At 70.4% G+C, this 19364-nt stretch carries 18 protein-coding genes; 2 read left to right on the forward strand and 16 right to left on the reverse strand.

Going from position 1 to position 19364, the window contains the following annotated elements:
- Position 1: 1 nt before the first annotated feature.
- Positions 2–907, reverse strand: a complete 906-nt coding sequence (locus tag V1351_RS09525; RefSeq protein ID WP_338747915.1) for a hypothetical protein — start codon at positions 905–907, stop codon at positions 2–4.
- 94 nt (positions 908–1001) lie between these two features.
- On the opposite strand from V1351_RS09525, the gene V1351_RS09530 reads away from it, so the two are divergent.
- Positions 1002–1448, forward strand: coding sequence for a Fur family transcriptional regulator (locus V1351_RS09530; protein ID WP_338747916.1), 447 nt, complete (start codon positions 1002–1004; stop codon positions 1446–1448).
- A 41-nt stretch (positions 1449–1489) separates the two neighbouring features.
- Positions 1490–3034: a catalase gene (locus tag V1351_RS09535; RefSeq protein WP_338747917.1), complete on the forward strand. Its 1545-nt coding sequence runs from the start codon at positions 1490–1492 to the stop codon at positions 3032–3034.
- 49 nt (positions 3035–3083) lie between these two features.
- Here V1351_RS09535 and V1351_RS09540 read toward each other — a convergent pair whose 3' ends face one another.
- From V1351_RS09540 to V1351_RS09610, 15 genes are all read right to left on the reverse strand, one after another.
- Positions 3084–4262 (reverse strand): low temperature requirement protein A, encoded by a 1179-nt coding sequence (locus V1351_RS09540; RefSeq protein ID WP_338747918.1) that lies wholly within the window; start codon positions 4260–4262, stop codon positions 3084–3086.
- Between the two features lie 74 nt (positions 4263–4336).
- The gene (locus V1351_RS09545; RefSeq protein ID WP_338747919.1) at positions 4337–5104 is read right to left on the reverse strand and encodes a TrmH family RNA methyltransferase; all 768 of its coding nucleotides are present in this window, start codon (positions 5102–5104) and stop codon (positions 4337–4339) included.
- 56 nt (positions 5105–5160) lie between these two features.
- Positions 5161–5541 (reverse strand): 50S ribosomal protein L20, encoded by a 381-nt coding sequence (rplT, locus tag V1351_RS09550; protein WP_338747920.1) that lies wholly within the window; start codon positions 5539–5541, stop codon positions 5161–5163.
- Between the two features lie 43 nt (positions 5542–5584).
- Positions 5585–5779, reverse strand: coding sequence for a 50S ribosomal protein L35 (rpmI, locus tag V1351_RS09555; protein ID WP_338747921.1), 195 nt, complete (start codon positions 5777–5779; stop codon positions 5585–5587).
- Positions 5780–5826: 47 nt separating this feature from the next.
- Positions 5827–6390 (reverse strand): translation initiation factor IF-3, encoded by a 564-nt coding sequence (infC, locus tag V1351_RS09560; RefSeq protein ID WP_422388966.1) that lies wholly within the window; start codon positions 6388–6390, stop codon positions 5827–5829.
- Positions 6391–6690: 300 nt separating this feature from the next.
- Positions 6691–7416 carry an SseB family protein gene (locus tag V1351_RS09565; protein WP_338747922.1) on the reverse strand — a complete coding sequence of 242 codons (726 nt, stop codon included), beginning with the start codon at positions 7414–7416 and terminating at the stop codon, positions 6691–6693.
- On the reverse strand, positions 7413–8156 hold the full coding sequence (priA, locus tag V1351_RS09570; RefSeq protein ID WP_338747923.1) for a bifunctional 1-(5-phosphoribosyl)-5-((5-phosphoribosylamino)methylideneamino)imidazole-4-carboxamide isomerase/phosphoribosylanthranilate isomerase PriA: 744 nt from the start codon (positions 8154–8156) through the stop codon (positions 7413–7415). Before priA ends, V1351_RS09565 begins: the two co-directional genes overlap by 4 nt.
- Entirely contained in the window at positions 8153–8803 is a 651-nt protein-coding gene (gene hisH / locus V1351_RS09575) for an imidazole glycerol phosphate synthase subunit HisH (protein WP_338747924.1), read from the reverse strand. Before hisH ends, priA begins: the two co-directional genes overlap by 4 nt.
- The gene (locus V1351_RS09580; protein ID WP_338747925.1) at positions 8800–9393 is read right to left on the reverse strand and encodes a hypothetical protein; all 594 of its coding nucleotides are present in this window, start codon (positions 9391–9393) and stop codon (positions 8800–8802) included. The genes hisH and V1351_RS09580 overlap by 4 nt, the downstream gene beginning before the upstream one ends.
- Positions 9394–9405: 12 nt before the next feature.
- Entirely contained in the window at positions 9406–10014 is a 609-nt protein-coding gene (hisB, locus tag V1351_RS09585) for an imidazoleglycerol-phosphate dehydratase HisB (RefSeq protein WP_338747926.1), read from the reverse strand.
- A complete protein-coding gene (locus V1351_RS09590) occupies positions 10011–11129 on the reverse strand; it encodes a histidinol-phosphate transaminase (RefSeq protein WP_338747927.1) in 1119 nt (372 codons plus the stop codon). The genes hisB and V1351_RS09590 overlap by 4 nt, the downstream gene beginning before the upstream one ends.
- Positions 11126–12469 carry a histidinol dehydrogenase gene (gene hisD / locus V1351_RS09595; RefSeq protein WP_338747928.1) on the reverse strand — a complete coding sequence of 448 codons (1344 nt, stop codon included), beginning with the start codon at positions 12467–12469 and terminating at the stop codon, positions 11126–11128. The genes V1351_RS09590 and hisD overlap by 4 nt, the downstream gene beginning before the upstream one ends.
- Positions 12470–12542: 73 nt before the next feature.
- Positions 12543–15515: a bifunctional [glutamine synthetase] adenylyltransferase/[glutamine synthetase]-adenylyl-L-tyrosine phosphorylase gene (locus tag V1351_RS09600; RefSeq protein WP_338747929.1), complete on the reverse strand. Its 2973-nt coding sequence runs from the start codon at positions 15513–15515 to the stop codon at positions 12543–12545.
- A 7-nt stretch (positions 15516–15522) separates the two neighbouring features.
- Positions 15523–16860, reverse strand: a complete 1338-nt coding sequence (glnA, locus tag V1351_RS09605; RefSeq protein WP_338747930.1) for a type I glutamate--ammonia ligase — start codon at positions 16858–16860, stop codon at positions 15523–15525.
- A 79-nt stretch (positions 16861–16939) separates the two neighbouring features.
- Positions 16940–19345 (reverse strand): immune inhibitor A domain-containing protein, encoded by a 2406-nt coding sequence (locus tag V1351_RS09610; RefSeq protein ID WP_338747931.1) that lies wholly within the window; start codon positions 19343–19345, stop codon positions 16940–16942.
- Between the last annotated feature and the right edge of the window lie 19 nt (positions 19346–19364).

Here is a 19364-nt window from a genome sequence, read left to right on the forward strand (position 1 = left end):
TCTACGGTGAGCCGCGCGTGCGGGTCCCGCGGGTTTGGCTCCCGCCCAGGTCGTGGACGGTCAGGCGTTCCCGCGGCGCCAGCGGACCCCGTAGAAGGGACATCGCCAGATCGGCGCGCCGGTGGCGCCGGTAGCGCAGCGCGCCCGACTCGTAGAGCTGGTGCAGCCGTCCGTCGACGACGACCGACCCCTCCGCCATCGGGGGAAGGGAGGTGTCCCGGCCGTTCTGCGCCGTCCAGCCACCGTCTTCGGCCAGGTCCGACGCTCCCACCCGGGTGAGGACCGAGCGTCGGGCCCTCCCCCAGCTGCGGGAGAAGTACACCGTCCCGTCCGGGGCGAAGGCCACCCCCTGGGTCTGCGGCGGCACCGTGAAGACCGCCCCGGTCTCGACGGGGGCCCCGTCCTCGTCGAGGTCGTAGCGGTACATGCGACCGGGGCGGTCGCGTCGGAACCCGGTCACGTAGAGGCCGTCGCGGTGGGAGGTCACCGTGGAGCCGGCCCGGACCCTCGTGGTCATCAGCGGCTCACCGACCCCCTGCCGCAGCCGCCGGGTGTCGTGGACCTGCACCGCCCCGGCACCGCAGACGTAGGTGCGCCCGCCGTGGAGGGTGATCCCCCCGTAGTGGACCAGTCCGCCCAGCCGGGTTCGTGCGCTGACCCTTCCGTCGCGATCGGCGAAGACGACCCAGCCGGTCGAGTGGTCGTCGGCGTCGTAGAACGTGTAGACGAACTCCTCGTGCGCCTCGTCCCAGGCCAGTCCCTGCGGCACGTCCGTGCTGTCCGGCCGAAGGGGGATGACCGCCCCCGGCTCGTGGGGATCGGTCGATGCCGACGTGCGTCGGCACAGCAGGCCGCGCAGTGCCCGGCCGAGATGGCGCAGGCGGTCGAGCCGGAGGCGCAGGTCCATGGTCGGCAACCTACGTCGGGACGCCTCGTCCCGGCGCTCGAGGACGTCGCCCGTTTCTTGACTCGTTCAAGTATTGGTGGGATTCTTGATCGTGATGGCCACCATGATCGATCCGGACGTCGCCGCCGGGCTGCTGCGTGAGCGCTCCATGCGCGTCACGGCCCCGCGGATCGCCGTGCTGCGCGAGTTGTCCGCGCATCCGCACGCCGACGTCGACACGCTCACCCGCGCCACGCGTGAGCGACTCGGATCGGTGAGCACCCAGGCCGTCTACGACATCCTCGCGGCCCTCGCCGGGATCGGGCTCGTACGCAAGTTCGAGCCGGCCGGCCACCCCGCCCGCTTCGAGATCGACCTCGGCGACAACCACCACCACCTCGTCTGTCGTACCTGCGGCTCGATGACCGATGTCGAGTGCGCCCCCGGCGCGGCCCCCTGCCTCGAGGCGGCCGACGACCACGGCTTCGCGATCGACGAGGCCGAGGTCATCTACTGGGGCATCTGCCCCGCCTGCGCCGCCACGGCGGTCGCCACCCGCTGACCTGCATTGCACCCCACCCCACAGAGAAAGAGGAGCAGCAGATGTCCACCACTCCCGCCACCCCAGAACCCAAGTCCGACGCCCGAGGGACGCTCGACGTGTCCGGACCCTCGACGCAGATCAACGGTTCCCCGACCGTCAACGACCGCCACAGTCTTTCCGTCGGGAGCAATGGGCCGCTGCTGCTGCACGACACCCATCTCGTCGACATGCTGGCCCACTTCAACCGGGAGAACATCCCCGAGCGGAAGCCACACGCCAAGGGTGCCGGCGCCTTCGGCCACTTCGAGACCACGGCTGACGTCTCGAAGTACACGAAGGCCGCGATGTTCCAGCAGGGTGCGACCACCCGCATGCTCGCCCGCTTCTCCACCGTCGCCGGTGAGCTCGGCTCCCCCGACACCTGGCGTGACGTGCGCGGCTTCGCCCTGCGCTTCTACACGTCCGAGGGCAACTTCGACCTCGTCGGCAACAACACGCCGATCTTCTTCCTGCGTGACCCGCTGAAGTTCCCCAACTTCATCCGCAGCCAGAAGCGTCTGCCCGACAGCGGTCTGCGCGACAACACGATGCAGTGGGACTTCTGGACCAACAACCCCGAGTCCGCCCACCAGGTCACCTACCTCATGGGCGACCGGGGGTTGCCGCGCTCGTGGCGGAACATGAACGGTTACGGCAGCCACACCTACATGTGGGTCAACGCCTCCGGCGAGAGGTTCTGGGTGAAGTACCACTTCCACACCAAGCAGGGTGTCGAGGGCATCACCAACGACGCTGCCGACCGCATCGCCGGTGAGGACGCGGAGTTCCACCGTCGGGACCTCTTCGAGGCCATCGAGCGCGGCGACGCCCCCCAGTGGACGCTGTCCGTGCAGGTCATGCCGTACGAGGACGCGAAGACGTACCGCTTCAACCCCTTCGACCTGACGAAGACGTGGTCGCACAAGGACTACCCCCTCATCGAGGTCGGCACGATGACCCTGGACGAGAACCCGGTGAACTTCTTCGCCCAGATCGACCAGGCGGCCTTCGCGCCGAGCAACACCGTCCCGGGGATCGGCTTCTCCCCGGACAAGATGCTCCTGGGACGGGTCTTCGCCTACGCCGACGCCCACCGGGCACGGATCGGTCCCAACTTCCACCAGCTGCCGGTCAACCGACCCGCGGTCGAGCAGGAGAACCACTACTCCTTCGACGGGCCGATGCGCTACGAGCACTCTGGCGCCGCCCCGACCTACATGCCCAACAGCTTCGGCCGCCCGCACGCCGACGAGCAGGGCCCGGTCGACGACGGTTGGGAGGCCGACGGCGAGATCGTGCGCTCCGCCTACGAGCTGCACGCCGAGGACGATGACTTCGGTCAGCCGGGGACGCTGGTGCGCGAGGTCTTCTCCGACGCCCAGCGCGACCGCCTCGTCGAGACGGTCATCGGGTCGCTCGGGGGCGTGCAGGATCCGGTGCTGTCACGGGTTTTCGAGTACTGGACGAACATCGACGCCGAGATCGGTCAGCGCATCCGCGAGGGCAAGGCCGCGGCCGACTCCGGTGGCGAGGTCGATCCCGGCGAGGTCCTGCGCGAGGGCTGAGTCGGACATGGCGAAGGGGTGGGGCCGGGTGGCCCCACCCCTTCGCTCGTCAGTGACGCGGCGCGCGGGCACGCAACTCGGCGAACACCGTGAGCACGAGCAGGAGGGCCACACTCGCGCCGAGCAGGGGAGCGGCCGGCACGACGGCGCTGGTGGGAACGAGCAGCAGGCTGCCCGCCACGGCGGGGATGGACCACGGCAGCACCGCACGAGTGGACTGCCCGTACCGCAGGGACACGATGGCGTTGGTCAGGTAGAACAGCGCGAGACCTCCGCCCAGCGTCGCGCCCGACCCGATCGGGAGCGGGGCGAAGGGGGCCCCGATGGCCGTGGCGATCGCCCCGGCCATCGCCGTGACACCCACCACCAGCAGAAAGGGCATGAACAGGGTGGTGAGCACGACCCCGCCGAAGTCCCGGCGCAGTGCCAGTCGGTGCAGCCCCTCGCTCAGGGTGCCCATCCCGTACTGGAAGAACGTCCAGCCCAGCAGGGCCACCATCACGAAGCCGAGAGCGCCCGTGAGCCGGGCCGCCGGGCCCCACAGTGCCGACACCCGGGTCACGATCGTGAAGACCGACTCGCCGAGGACGATGACGACGAACAGCCCCAGGCGTTCGGCGGCGTGCTCGACGTTGATGTCGGCGATGCCGGCCGCTGGTTGCCGCCGGGCGCTCACCGTCACCATGACCACCTCCACGAGGATCGCCACGGCCCACAGGATCGCGGCCGTCTCCAGCGGAAGGAATGCCGCCACCAGCCACAGCACGGCGGTCCCGCCGTTGTACAGCCAGATGCGCCACGATGGCGCGGCACCGAGGAGGTTTCGCTGTCGGTGCAGCCACAGCGTCAGCAGGACCAGACGCAGGGCGGCGTTGGCCACGGAGAAGGCCCAGGCCCGCTCACCGAAGGCCTCGGGTGCGGCTGCGGCCATGGCGCCGGCAGCCGCCATCGCCGTGAGCATGGCCACTCCCAGCCCGCGGGCGGTCAGGCCGGGCAGGAGATTGACGACGGAGACGATGTTCACCCATGCCCACCACGCCGGGAAGAACAGCAGGATGAAGGTCCCGATGTCACTCCAGCCGGGATCTCCGTGGATCCCGTGGGCCAGCTGGCCCACGAAGGCGACGAAGACGAGGTCGAAGAGCAGCTCCATCCAGTGCACGCGCCCCGCCTCGCGCGCGGGACCGCCGCCCGGCGCACGGCCGGGAACATCGTCCGACCTCGGCATGCCTCCCATGTCGTCCAGTCAAGCCCATTCAGGGACCGGAACCACCGGCACGGGCCGGACCCGTTGCCTGCCCCTCAGGTCGGGCGCTGGCTCCGGGCGGACGCGTAGAGACACAGTGTGCTCGCCATCGCGAGATTGAGCGACTCGGCGTGGCCGTGGATCGGGACGCGCACGACGTCGTCGCACGCCTCACGGGTGGCCGGCTCCAGGCCCCGGGCCTCGTTGCCCATGACCCAGGCGTGCGCGGTGGTCAGGTCGATCTCGTCGATGGTCTGCTCCCCCATCCCGTCCGCCGCGAGGCGGCGCACCCCGGCGTCGTCGAGCGCGGCCAGGGTCGCGGCGACGTCGAGGCCGGTGACGACCGGCAGATGGAAGATCGAGCCGGCCGTGGAGCGCACGACCTTGGGGCTGGTCACATCGACCGACCCCTCGCTGACGAGGACCGCGTCGGCACCGGCAGCGTCCGCACCGCGGATGACGGTGCCGAGGTTGCCGGGGTCGCGCACGTGGGTGAGCAGCACGAGCAGGCGGGGCTCCCGGGCGAGCACGGACTCCAGCGTGGAGGGCGTCCAGTCGACGACGGCTGCGGTGCCCTGGGGCGTGTCGGCGTCGCACATCGCGGCGAGGACCTCCTCGCTCGCCTCGTGGACGACAACGCCCCGGCCACGGGCCGGCTCGACGAAGTCGGCATACCGTCGCGCAGCCTCCGCCGTGACGTAGAGGTCACGGATCCGTTCGGGTGCGAAGCGCACCGCCTCGCGCACTCCCTGCGGCCCCTCGACGAGTACACGGCCGGTGCGCCGACGCACGGAACGCCGGGAGAACCCACGCACCTGCTTCACCCGCTCGGAGGCGGGATTGGTCAGGGGAGGGCGCTCCCGGCGTCCATCGTGATCGCTCAGGCCTGCGCCTTGGCGTCGGCGGCCGGAACGTTGGCCTTGGCCACCTCGACGAGAGCGGCGAAGGCGGCCTCGTCGTTGACGGCCAGCTCGGCGAGCATGCGACGGTCGACCTCGACCTCGGCGCCGCGCAGACCCTGGATGAACCGGTTGTAGGTCATCCCGTTGGCGCGGGCGCCCGCATTGATGCGCTGGATCCACAGGCGACGGAAGTCGCCCTTCCGGGCGCGACGGTCACGGTAGCTGTACTCCAGCGAGTGGGTGACCTGCTCCCGGGCCTTGCGGTAGAGGCGGGACCGCTGGCCCCGGTAGCCGCTCGCGCGCTCGAGAACGACCCGGCGCTTCTTGTGGGCGTTGACCGCCCGCTTCACGCGTGCCACGTGAGTACTCCTTCAGGTATGGGGGTGAAAATCAGGCTCAGGCTCAGCGACCGAGCAGCTTCTTGGCCTTCTTCTCGTCGGCCTTGGAGACCTGGACATCGTTCGCGAGTCGCCGCGCGTGCTGAGGGGTCTTCTCGTGGAACTTGTGGACGTGGTTGGCCCGCTCACGCATGATCTTGCCCGAGCCGGTGACCCGGAAGCGCTTCTTGGCACCACTGTGCGTCTTGTTCTTCGGCATGGTCGCCGATCTCCTTCGTGTTGCTGTGCTGGTCTTCGAGCCGGCGCTCAGGACTCGGCCGGGGCGTCGCTGTCGTTCTTCTCGGCTGCCTTGGCGGCGGCCTGGTCGTCCTTCTTGCGGCGCGCCTCGGCGCGGGCCTCGGACTTCTTCTTCGTCGGGCCGAGCACCATGACCATGTTGCGTCCGTCCTGCTTCGGGGCGGACTCGACGGTGCCCAGCTCCACCACGTCCTCCGCCAGACGCTGCAGCAGTCGGAACCCCAGCTCGGGGCGGGACTGCTCGCGTCCGCGGAACATGATCGTCACCTTGACCTTGTCGCCGGCACTGAGGAAGCGCTCGACGTGGCCCTTCTTGGTGCCGTAGTCGTGGCTGTCGATCTTCGGCCGGAGCTTGATCTCCTTGATGATCGTGTTGACCTGGTTCTTGCGCGCTTCACGCGCCTTCATGGCGGCTTCGTACTTGTACTTGCCGAAGTCCATGAGCTTGGCCACGGGCGGCTTGGCCGTCGGAGCGACCTCGACGAGGTCGAGGTCCGCCTCGGCAGCGAGCCTGAGAGCATCCTCCACGCGGACGATGCCGACCTGCTCCCCGTTGGGGCCGACCAACCGCACCTCTGGGACGCGGATTCGGTCATTGATGCGAGGCTCGCTGATGTGCTGCTCCTTAGCTCGGTGTGTCCACTCCCGCCACCGACGAAGAAAGGCTCCTCGTCGATCGCGAGGAGCCTCACCAGAGCACGATGCCCACGAGCACCTCGACGGGGACCGTCGGCGGCTCGTACCGCACCGAGACCTGAGACCCGGCAACCATGCGGTCGTCGCGGGTGGGAAGCGAGGCTCCTCTTGAGTCACCGTCGCACGACGATGACCGGTCAGTGACAACAATAGCAGCGGCACCCTCGAGGCAGGAAATCAGGTGATGGCGAAGCTCAACCCGTCGACCCGGGCACGCAGCTCGCCGTCGGTGGCCAACTCCTCGGCGATGGTGGTCACGAGCTGCTCGACCTCCTGCTGACCCAGACCGGGAACGAGGGTCAGCTCGACCTGGAGCACTCCTTGGCCATCCGGTGCCCCCTCGGAGAGGGCGTGGCCGGTGACCTCGTCATGCGTGCTGCACACCCGCGCGACGGAGGCCTCGACGAAGGGGTCCTCGTACGACGGCAACCACTCCCGCGCCTGGGCCAGCGCCCAGACCATCGAGGCACGTACCTCGAAGGCCTGCTCGCTCGCGCAGTCGAGCACCATGAGGTCGGCGCGCTCGCCCACCGCCGCCTGCGCCGCCTGTGCCGCCTCGACCGGTACCGGCCGCATCGTCGAGCTGAAGGCCGCAAGCGCTTCCACCGAAGTGAAGACGGGCAGGGCCGTGCGTCCGTCCGGGTGCTCCAGCAGGGCGACAGCCATGTCGGCCTCCGTGTCGGAGACGGTGCCGTCCACGCCCTCGCCGAGCTCCCCGGCGACCGCAGTGACGGGGACGATCAGACGGGCCTTCGCCAACCTCCGCATCACGTCCGTCTCCCCGCCGGTGGTCAGGGCCCGGATCAGCCCGGGATCGGCGGTGCCGGAGTCACCCTCGAACCCGCCCGTGGGCAGCTCCCGCCCCTGCCAGGGCACACCGGCCGAGTCACCGTGCGTGGTCATGGCCGACCCGCCGCATCGAGGGCCTCGGTGAGGGTCACCGTGCCCTTGTACAGCGCCGAGCCGATGATGGCGCCCTCGACCCCGACTGGTACCAGCTCACGCAGGGCGACGACGTCCTCACGGGTGGTCACCCCACCGGAGGCGACGACCTTGGCCGAGGTGGCCTCGCAGACGCTGCGCAGCAGCTCGAGGTTGGGCCCGGCGAGCATGCCGTCCTTCGCCACGTCGGTGACGACGTAGCGGGTACAGCCCTCGGAGTCGAGCCGGGCGAGCGTCTCCCAGAGATCGCCCCCCTCCCGGGTCCACCCTCGAGCCGCCAGCGTGGTTCCGCGCACGTCCAGGCCGACGGCGATCCGGTCACCGTGCTCGGCGATGGCCCGGGCCGTCCACTCGGGGTTCTCCAGCGCGGCGGTGCCGAGATTGACGCGGGCGCACCCGGAGTCGAGCGCGGCCGTGAGCGAGTCCTGGTCCCGGATCCCGCCGCTCAGCTCGACCTTGAGGTCGAGCTGGCCGACGATCCCGGCGAGGAGGTCGCGGTTGCTCCCTTCGCCGAAGGCGGCATCGAGGTCGACGAGGTGGATCCACTCGGCACCCTGCTCCTGCCAGGCCTGCGCGGCCTGCAACGGGTCGCCGAAGTCCCAGCCGGAACCGGAGATGCCCTGCTGCAGCTGCACGGCCCGCCCCTCACGCACGTCGACGGCGGGAAGCAGCTCCAGCCGTCGGGTCTCGGTCGTGGTCACAGTGACATCACCCAGTTCTTCAGAAGGTGCAGTCCCGCGTCCCCGGACTTCTCGGGGTGGAACTGCGTTGCGGACAACGGGCCGTTCTCGACGGCCGCGACGAAGGGGGACCCGTGCTCGCTCCACGTGACGCGGGGGGCGGCCACGGCCAGCCCTCCGGGCGCCACGCGCAGATCCCAGTCGGCCACCGCGTAGGAGTGGACGAAGTAGAAGCGCTCGGCCTCGACGCCGGCGAAGAGCACACTGTCCTCGGCAGGGGTGGTCGTCGACCACCCCATGTGCGGGACGACCGGCGCCCGGAGCCGGGTGACGGTCCCGGGCCACTGCCCCAGGCCCGCCCGGGCCGGGGCGCTCCCACTCGGCTCCTCGGACCCGTCGAACATCACCTGCATCCCGACACACACCCCGAGGACGGGGCGCCCCCCGGCCAGCCGGAGGTCGACGAGCGCCGCGCCGTCGACCGCCTCGAGGCCGCCCATGCAGGCATGGAAGTTACCGACCCCCGGGACGAGGAGGCCGTCCGCGGACAGGACGCGATCGCGGTCGGCCGTCAGCTCGACATCGGCGCCGACGTGGTCCAGGGCGCGCACGACGGAGTGCACGTTGCCGGAGCCGTGGTCGAGCACGACGACGTGGGGCGAGGTCATTGGTGCACATCCTTCACGACGGAGTCGAAGCCCGCGACCGATCGCGCATGGGGTGCGATGACCGGCCCGAGGTGGGTGTCGGTGCCGTCGAGGACCCGGCCGGCGGGGAGCCCCAGGACGGCGGTCACCTCGACCAGCCACTGGTCGTGGGCCAGATCCGTGCGCTGCCACAGCTCCCGGACCTGACGAATGGGCACCAGTCGGCTCGTGGCACCACCGGCGAGCGTGCGGTGCAGGTCCTCGGGTGTGAGTCGCGGTAGGTCGGGCCCCCCGACGACCCTGCCGTCGGAGTCGCGCAGTGCCCAGCGGGTCGGCGCCCGGCCGGCCGCACGGGCCGTCAGCACGGCGACGTCGTCGAAGTGGAAGAGTCCGATGGCCGGACCCAGCCGGGGTGCGATGTGCCGGGAGGCCAGCACGGTCAGGGCGTCGTCATAGGGGGCTGCGGCGGCCGAGGCCGTCCGTGCCGGGACGACGACCGACCACGAGGCGTGCTCGAGGACGTGGCACGGGACGACGCCGCGGCGCACCCAGTCGGCGGCGCTGGCCGCGGTCGCGGAGAGGCAGACCACTCCCCTGCCGGCTGTGCTCATCGCATGCCCGATCTACAGTGCGCCCTTGGCGCTCGGGATGCCGCTGACCCGAGGGTCATGGGCGACCGCGGACCGCAGGGCCCTGGCCAGGGCCTTGAACTGGGCCTCGACCACGTGGTGTGGGTCGCGGCCGGCCAGGACGCGCACGTGCAGGGCGATGCCGGCGTTGTGGGCGAAGGACTCCATCACGTGGCGGGTCAGCGACCCGACGAAGGTGCCGCCGATGATCACGTGCTCCTGCCCGGCGGGCTCGCCCGTGTGCACGACATAGGGTCGACCGGCGACATCGACGACCGCGTGCACGAGTGCCTCGTCGAGCGGGACGGTGGCATCACCGAACCGGCTGATCCCGCTCTTGTCGCCGAGAGCCTCCCGGACCGCCTGACCGAGAACGATCGCGACGTCCTCGACGGTGTGGTGGGCGTCGACGTCCACGTCACCGTCCGCGCGGACGGTGAGGTCGATGAGACTGTGCTTGGCCAGCGACAGCAGCATGTGGTCGTAGAAGCGCACCCCGGTCGAGACGTCGCCGATGCCGGAGCCGTCGAGGTCGACGCTCACCTCGACGCGGGACTCGGACGTACCTCGGCGCACCGTGGCGGTGCGGGACTGGCTGCTCACGGGTTCTCCTTCGTCATCATGTGGGCGGGGACGAGCCGGGACATCGCCGCCAGGAACCGGCTCGTCTCCTGCGGGGTACCGGCCGTGACGCGCAGGTGGTGCGCGATCCCGACGTCACGGACCAGCACCCCGTCGTCCAGCAGAGCCTGCCACGTCGCCGGGGCATCGGCGAGGCCGCCGAAGAGCACGAAGTTGGCGTCGCTCGGGACGGGAGCCAGGCCGAGCGCGGTCAGCTCCGCGACGATGCGGTCGCGCTGCGCCTTGATCGCCTCGACCGTCTCGAGGAGGAGGTCGGCGTGCTCGAGCGCGATGCGGGCGACCGTCTGCGTGGGCGTGGACAGGTGGTAGGGCAGGCGCACCAGGCGGAGTGCGTCGATGATGCCCGGGGCGGCCGCGAGGTATCCGAGACGACCACCGGCGAGGGTGAAGGCCTTGCTCATCGTGCGGGTGACGACGAGCCGCGGGTGGTCCGCGAGCAGCGACAGCGCGGTCGGCGTGCCGGGACGGGCGAACTCGGCGTACGCCTCGTCGACGACCACCAGCGCGCGGGGGGCCGCGTCGAGCATCGCCTCGATGACCTCGAAGGGCAGCGCCGACCCGGTCGGGTTGTTGGGTGAGCAGAGGAAGACGAGGTTCGGGTCGACCTCCCCGGCCTGTTCCACCGCGGACTCGACCGTGAGGTCGAAGGTCTGGGCGTCCCGCTGCCCGTCGACCCAACGGGTGCCGAGGGTCTCGGTGATGATCGGGTGCATCGAGTAGGCGGGCGTGAAGCCGAGCGCGGTCCGCTCGGGGCCACCGAAGGCCTGGACGAGGTGCTGGAGGACCTCGTTGCTGCCGTTGCCGGCCCACAGCTGCTCGGGATCAAAGGACACACCGGCCTGCGTCGCCAGGTAGTCCGCCAAGGCCGTGCGCAGGGCGGTGAATTCACGGTCCGGATAGCGGTTCAGGCCGCTGAGCTCGTCCGCCAGCTCCGCGGAGACCGCCCGCACGACCGCGTCCGGGACGGGGTACGAGGACTCGTTGGTGTTCAGCCGGACGTCGACGTCCAGCTGGGGGGCTCCGTAGGGCGTGCGTCCACGCAGCTCGGGACGCAGCAGCTGCTCGATCTCGCTCACCGCTGCCCCTCCCCCGTCGTGCGCGCCGACACGGCCTCGCCGTGTGCGGGCAGGTCCTCCGCCTCGGCGAGGGCGAGCACGTGCGCGGCGGTGGCCGCCAGCGCCGTACGGCTGTACTCGACGACGTGGATGCCCCTGAGGAAGGACTGCACCGACAGTCCGCTGCTGTGGGCAGCGCTGCCGCCGGTGGGCAGGACGTGGTTGGACCCGGCGGCGTAGTCGCCGAGACTCACCGGTGAGTACGGACCGACGAAGATCGCACCGGCGTTGCGCACCCGGGCGGCGACCTCCGCGGCGTCCTCGGTGATCACCTCGAGATGCTCGGCCGCGTACGCATCGACGACGCGCAGCCCGGCGTCGAGGTCGTCGACGAGGACGATGGCGGACTGGCGCCCCCCCAGCGCCTCGATGACCCGCTCGCTGTGCTTGGTCGCGGCGGCCCGGCGCTCCAGCACCGCGGCAACGGCATCGGCCAGCTCGCTCGAGTCGGTGACCAGGACGGACCCGGCCAGCGGGTCGTGCTCGGCCTGGCTGATCAGGTCGGCGGCCACGTACTCCGGGTCGGCACCGGCATCGGCGAGGACCGCGATCTCGGTCGGCCCGGCCTCGGCGTCGATACCGACGAGGCCCTTGAGCAGCCGCTTGGCTGCGGCGACGTAGATGTTGCCCGGGCCGGTGACCAGGCTGACCGGCTCGCACCGCCCCCCTTCGCCCTCGTCGACGAACCCGTGCACGAAGCCGGCCACGGCCTGGGCGCCGCCCATCGACCACACCTCGTCGACGCCGAGCAGGGCGCAGGCGGCGAGGATCGTCGGGTGCGGATAGCCGGCGAAAACCCCGGCATTCTCCTTCTGCGGCGGGCTGGCGACGGCGACGGACCCGACCTCGGCCAGCTGCGCCGGCACGACGTTCATCACGACCGACGAGGGGTAGACCGCACGGCCGCCGGGGACGTACAGACCGACCCGCTCGACGGGGACCCACCGCTCGGTGACGATGCCCCCGGGGACGACCTCGGTCGTCGTGTCGGTCCGGCGCTGGGCCGCGTGGACGGTGCGGGCCCGCTCGATCGAGACCTCCAGGGCCGCGCGTACGTCCTCATCGAGCGCCTCGAGGGCCAACTCGAGGACCTCCTGCGGGACGCGAAGGGAGGCCGGGCGCACCCCGTCGAAGCGCTCGGCGTAGTCGTAGAGCGCGTCGGCACCGCGGTCATGGACCTCGTCACAGATGGGCCGAACGGCCACGAGAGCGGCCTCGACGTCGTACTCGGCGCGCGGCAGGGCAGCACGCAGGTCCCGGGTACCAAGGGGCTGGGAACGCAGGTCGATCGTGGCGAGCATGGGGCCAGTCTAGGTTCGCCGCGAGTGGGCTCCGCCCGCCGTCTCACCCGCACGGTCCGTGGTGTGGACCGGATCACTCCTCGCCGTAGAAAACGCGGTCGACCACGTGTCGGGCGTGCCTGGCAGTGCGACGGTAGGACTCGGCGAGGGCGTGCCCGGCCTGGGGCTCCATCCCGGCGATCCGTCCGACACCGTCGGCCTCCAGCAGGTTCGAGGGGACGGAGTCGACCGGGCGCCCGCGGAAGAGCATCCCCGCGTTGCGCAGCAACGAGGCCATCGACCAGGCCTCGCGGAGTACGAGCTCGTCCGTCGGCGCGAGCAGGCCCGCCTCGACGGCAGCGGTCATGGCGGGCAGTGTGCGTGGCGTGCGCAGTGCGGGGTACTCGTGCGCGTGCTGGAGCTGGATCAGCTGGATGGACCACTCGACGTCCGAGAGTCCACCCATCCCGAGCTTGAAGTGGGCTCGCCGGTCGGCGCCGCGCGGCAGCCGCTCGGCCTCCATGCGTGCCTTGAGACGTCGCACCTCACGCACCTGGTGCTGGTCGAGGCCGCCGTCCGGCCAGCGGATGGCGTCGATGAGGGAAGTGAAGCGCTCCCCGAGGGCCGCGTCCCCGGCCACCGGCCGGGCCCGCAGGAGCGCCTGTGCCTCCCACGTGTGCGACCAGCGCTCGTAGTAGGCCGCGTACGAGGCCAGCGAACGGATCATCGGACCGCTCTTGCCCTCCGGCCGCAGGTCGGCGTCCAGCCCGAGCGGGGGGTCCGAGCCGGCGGCACCGAGGAGCCGCCGCAGCTCGGCGACGACGGCGAGCGCAGCGTCCTGCGCGGACTGCTCGTCCACGCCCGGGTGCGGCTCGTGGACGTAGAGGACGTCTGCGTCGGAGGAGTACCCGAGCTCGCGACCGCCGAGGCGTCCCATCCCGACGATGACGATGTCGGTCCCCAGTGCCTCGCCGCGCTCCGTGGCCACGTGGGCGGCAGTCACCTCGAGAGCGGCCTCGATGGTCGCCTCGCTGAGGTCGGTCAGCGCTTCGCCCACCCGGTCGAGCGCGAGTCGGCCCTCCAGGTCGGCGACGGTGATCCGGAAGATCTCCGCGCGGCGGATCGTGCGGATCGCCGCGACGGCGGTGTCCGGGGAGTCCTTGCGGCCGGCGGCCGAGCGCATCCGCCGCAGCAGCTCGCCACGGGTCCGGGGGCGCAACCCATCACTCTCCCCGAGCATCTGCACCGCTTCCGGACTGGCCAGGAGCAGGTCTCCGGCGAACCGGCTGGCCCCCAGGGTGTGCGCGAGAACCTGGGCGGCCTCCCCCTCGTCGCGGAGCAGGCGCAGGTACCAGTGGGTCGCCCCCAGTTCCTCGCTGACCTTGCGGAACGCGAGCAGGCCGGCGTCGGGGTCGGCCATCTCGGCGAACCACTCGAGCATCACCGGCAGCAGCTGACGTTGGATGGCCGCACGCCGGCTCATGCCGTCGGTGAGGACCTCGATGTGTCGCAGCGCGCCGGCCGGGTCGCGGTAACCGAGGGCGCTCAGTCGCTCCCGGGCGGCGTCCGGGGTCAGCCGGGCCTCGGCAGGGCTGAGCCGCGCGACGGCCGAGAGCAGCGGCCGGTAGAACAGTCGCTGGTGGAGGCGACGGACCTCGCGGGAGTGGCGGCTACGCAGTGCCACGACCTTCGTCTGCGGCTCGTCCCACAGCAGGAGCGAGCGTCCGAGACGGCGCAGGTCGGCCTCCGACGTCGGCATGAGATGGGTGCGCCGCAGGTGGTGCAGCTGGACCCGGTGCTCGATGGTGCGCAGCACCCGGTAGGCCTCATCGAGGACGACGGCGTCGTCGCGCCCGACGTAGCCGCCCGCGGACAGCGCCGCCAGGGCCTCCAGCGTGGTGCGCGAGCGGAGCGTCTCGTCGGTGCGACCGTGGACGAGCTGAAGGAGCTGGACGGAGAACTCGACATCCCGCAGTCCCCCGGGCCCGAGCTTGAGCTGCCGTTTCGCCTCCGCCCGCGGGATGTGCTCCTCGACGCGTCGGCGCATCGCCTGGACGTCGACGACGAAGTCCTCGCGCGAAGCCGCCTGCCACACGAGGGGGCCGACCGTCGAGAGGTACTCGGCGCCCAGGCTCGCGTCACCGGCGAGGTGCCGGGCCTTGAGCAGGGCCTGGAACTCCCAGGTCTTGGCCCACCTCTCGTAGTACGTCCGGTGGCTGGCGACGGTGCGCACGAGGGGACCCTGCTTGCCCTCGGGGCGCAGGGCCGCGTCGACCTGCCAGAGGCTGCCGTGCGCGGTCACGTCACTGCACACGTGCATCACCCGGGTGGCGATGCGCGCGGCGACCTCCAGGGCGGCGGGCTCGTCGGCGCCGTCGCACGGCTCGGCGACGAAGATCACGTCGACGTCGGAGATGTAGTTCAGCTCGCGGCCGCCGGCCTTGCCCATCCCGATGACGGCGAAGCGAACCTGATGGCCCTGCTCACCCTGTTCGTCCACGGCGATGCGCACGGCCGCCTCGAGGGCGGATCCGGCCAGGTCGGCCAGCGCAGCCGCCGCGTCCGGCAGGTCCGCGACGGGTTCCTCGCCGGTGACGTCGATCGCCGTGATCCCGAGGAGTTGGCGACGGTAGGCCACCCGCATCGCGTCCTGCGGCTCCAGGTCCCCGGGGTCGGCGACCTCCGCGAGCACCGCCTCGGTGCGCTCCTCGGGAGTCATCGGCTCCGCGTCGACCGCATCGCGCCAGTGCTCCGGATGAGCGACGAGATGGTCCACGAGAGCGGTGGACACACCGAGCACACCGACGACACGGTCACGTACCCGCTCGTCCTCGCGCAGGGCCTCGCGCAGCTCCTCCGCCCGGTCGCCGGCGGACTCGAGCACGCGGACCAGTCCGAGCAGCGCCCCGTCCGGGTCGGCTGCCCGGGTGAGCGCCCGGATCAGCCGATCCCGTTCGACCCCCTCGGGGAGGTCGAGCGCGGGGTCGGCGAGCAGGTGCTCGGCGCGGCGGGTGTCGGTGAACCCGTGGCGGGCGAGGGTGGGGCCGGGGCGTGGTGGCGGGGTCACGAGGGGCTCACAGGCGCGGCAGCAGTCGTTCCAGCTCGAAGGGGGTCACCTGGTGGCGGTAGTCCGCCCACTCCTGACGCTTGTTGCGCAGGAAGAAGTCGAAGACGTGCTCGCCGAGCGTCTCGGCGACCAACTCGCTCTCCTCCATCGCCTCGATGGCCTCGGACAGGCTCGCCGGCAGTGGACGGATACCCATCGCCCGACGCTCCCGGTCAGTCAGACCCCAGACGTCGTCCTCGGTCTCGACGGGCAGCTCGTACCCCTCCTCGATGCCCTTCAGCCCGGCGGCGAGCATCACGGCGAAGGCGAGGTAGGGGTTGCAGGCGGCGTCCAGGCTGCGCAGCTCGACCCGACTCGAGTTGCCCTTGTCCGGCTTGTACATCGGCACGCGGACCATCGCCGAGCGGTTGTTGTGGCCCCAGGTCAGGTGGGCGGGCGCCTCACCTCCGCCCCACAGCCGCTTGTAGCTGTTGACCCACTGGTTGGTCACGGCGGTGAACTCCCGCCCGTGGCGCAGCAGACCGGCGATGAACTGCCGACCGACCTTGCTCAGCTGGTACGGCGCCCCCGGCTCGTAGAAGGCATTCGTGTCCCCCTCGAAGAGCGACATGTGCGTGTGCATCCCGCTGCCGGGGTGCTCGGCGAAGACCTTGGGCATGAAGGTCGCGTAGACCCCCTGCTCGAGGGCGACCTCCTTGATCACGGTCCGGAAGGTCATGACGTTGTCCGCGGTGGAGAGCGCGTCGGCGTAGCGCAGGTCGATCTCGTTCTGGCCCGGCGCACCCTCGTGGTGGCTGAACTCCACGGAGATGCCCACGGACTCGAGCATCGTGATCGCCTGGCGACGGAAGTCGTGGGCCTCCCCCTTCGGCACATGGTCGAAGTAGCCACCATCGTCGACCGGCACCGGACGGCCGGTGCGAACGCTGTCCGGCTGGAGCAGGAAGAACTCGATCTCGGGGTGGATGTAGAACGTGAAGCCCATCTCGCCGGCCTTGTCGAGGGTGCGTCGCAGCACGTAGCGCGCATCCGACAGCGAGGGGGTGCCGTCGGGCAGGTGGATGTCGCAGAACATGCGGGCCGTCCCGGGGGACTCGCCGCGCCACGGCAGCACCTGGAATGTCGCAGGGTCCGGCTGGGCGAGCATGTCCGCCTCGTAGACACGGGTGAAGCCCTCGATCGCCGAGCCGTCGAAACCGATCCCCTCGGCGAAGGCCCCCTCGAGCTCCGCGGGAGCGATGGCCACGGACTTCAGGGTGCCCAGGACATCCGTGAACCAGAGCCGGACGAACCTGATGTCCCGCTCCTCGATGGTACGGAGGACGAACTCCTGCTGACGATCCATGCATCCATCCTGCCTCACGGGAGAGGGACCCCGCCGGGATGTGCTCCCGACGGGGTCCCTCGTGCGTGGGGTCAGTCGATCACTCGGCGGTGGTGCCACCCGTGACCTGGACGACCATGTGGCCCTTGCGACGCTGCTCCGCCCTGACCTTGATGGTCGTGCCCGAACCAGCGACCTTCGTCGAGGCCAGCGGGTTGTCCGCGTCCCAGTACCGGTCCGGGTCGGAGTCGTTGAAGACCGGGATCCCTCGACTCGACGGGACGGTCTCGGCGACCCCGTTGTTGTGGAAGGTCACCTCGTCCGTGCGCTGCTTGCCGAAGGTCGCGTCGAAGGGCGTGCGCCGGTTGCCCAGCGTCGCCCCGTTGTCGAAGACGATCGGCTCCGGTCGCGCGTCCACCGGGAGCACCTGGCCGGCACCGGGGTGCTGGCTGGTGTTGTTGTCCACGAACGCGTTGTTGACGTACCAGACGAGCAGGCCGTCCTGGTAGGGGAAGCGCTCGACCCAGTTCGGACGGGTGGAGCCCCAACCGAAGTTGTACGGCCCGGTCTTCAGGTACCGGTCGTATCCCGAGTAGGTGCGGTTCTCGGCCAGGTAGTAGTTCTGCACCGTCTCCGAGGTCGAACCGCTCATCCGGGTGAAGCCATCCGCGGTCCAGCCGTTCTCGCCCGACTCGACGTCGTCTGACAGGACCGTGGTGCCGTCGACCTCGACGGCGATGTCGTCGATGAAGGCACCGTCCATGGCGAGGCCACCGTCGGTCTGGTACCTCCAGCGGAACTGCACCGACTGCCCGACGAACGGGCTCAGGTCGTACTGCACCTGGTTCCAGCTGAGGTCGCCGCCATCGAGCTCGGCGATCTCGGTCCAGGACTGGCCGCCGTCGGTCGAGACCTCCGTGTACAGGAAGTCGTAGCCCTCCTCGATCTCGGAGGCGATGTACGCGGAGACCGTGGCACCCGAGGCGTCCGTCAGGTCGACCTCTCGGGTGAGCGTGTTGTTGAGGTTGTTCTCCGAACCGGACCACCACTCGTAGCTGCCTGAGTGCGGGGTGTTGTACTCGCTCGTCAGGGTCTGCTCGGGCAGCAGGACCGCGATGGCCTGGGACAGCTTGTTGTGGTCGCGGTCGGCCGGGCCGAGCCGCGTGGTGACCTTCTCACCGGGCCGGACCACGTCGTAGTCGAGCCAACCGAGCTGCAGCTTCGACCACGCCCCCATGTAGCCGGGCTTGTCGCCGATGCTGTCGGTGCCCTCGTTGAGCCACGACCCGGAGGACATCAGGGACCAGAAGGCAACGCTGTTGTCGCCACCGGCGGTGTCGTAGAGGTCGGGCAGGCCGAGGTCGTGGGAGAACTCGTGGGTGAAGACACCCAGACCACCGTTCTCCGGCTCCGTGGTGTAGTCACCGATCCAGATCCCGGAGTCGCCGAGCTGAATGCCACCCATCGGGTTGCCCTCGGGACCGTACTTGCCGATCCCGTCGGAGTGGACGTACCAGCGGTGGCTCCAGATGGCGTCCTCACCTTGCGCGCCGCCGCCGGCCTCCTCGCCCTCACCGGCGTGGATGGCCTGGAAGTGGTCGATGTACCCGTCGGGCTCGTTGAAGTCGCCGTCCCCGTCGTGGTCGTAACGGTCCCAGACGTCGAACTCGGTCAGGTACGCCTGGATCTCGGCCTCGGACTTGCCCTGGGCCTTCTGGTCCTCGTACCAGGCAGTGGCGGTGTCCTGGATGAAGCTCCAGTACCCCTCGGCCTCGGAGGTGCCGTCACCACGGGTCGGGTTGTGGCCGTACCGGGCCTCGTTGTACGGCACCTGCACCCAGTTGCTCACATCACCGTCGGCGAGGAAGCGTCCGTTGGACTGCTTGAGGAAGAAGTCGCGGAAGGACTCCTTGCCGTCCGCGAACATCAGGTCCATGTAGTGGTCGCGGTCGAAGTTCTCGTGCCAGATGGTCGAGTTGTCATCGGTCCGGTCGCCGTCCCAGTCACGGTCCGGCTTCTCGATCTGGTTGTGCACCGGCCCGGGCTCGCCACCCGCGGCGTCGAGCGTCTTGTCACCGAACTCGGCGAGGATCGTGAAGATCGAGGCCTCACGGTTGACGTCGTACTGGACGTACTTGTTCTTGCCCTTGCCCTTGCCCCTGCCGTTGCCGTCGGCCTGTCCGTCGTTCTTGTCCTTGGTCGTGCGGTCGGGTGCAGCCTGGTCCTCGGACGACTCGCTGGTCAGCGCGATGACGTTCGAGCCGTTCTTCTTCACGACCTCCGCTTCCCCGGTGAGCAGTTGGGTGACCGCGTCCTTGCGCAGCGCGCGCTGGGCGTCACCGAGGGGGTTGGGCAGGTCGTCGGGCCGGGCCGAGGACGAGGGGTTGTCCTCCTGGGGTGGCACGCCCCCACCCGTCTCCTGCGCACTCGCCGACAGGGGCATGAGCGCGAGCACGAGAGCGGATGCGGCGAGGCCGGACACGACATGGGTGTGGCGTCTCTTCACGGATCCTCCTGTTTTCGTG

Source organism: Janibacter sp. A1S7, from assembly GCF_037198315.1.
Lineage (GTDB): Bacteria > Actinomycetota > Actinomycetes > Actinomycetales > Dermatophilaceae > Janibacter > Janibacter alittae.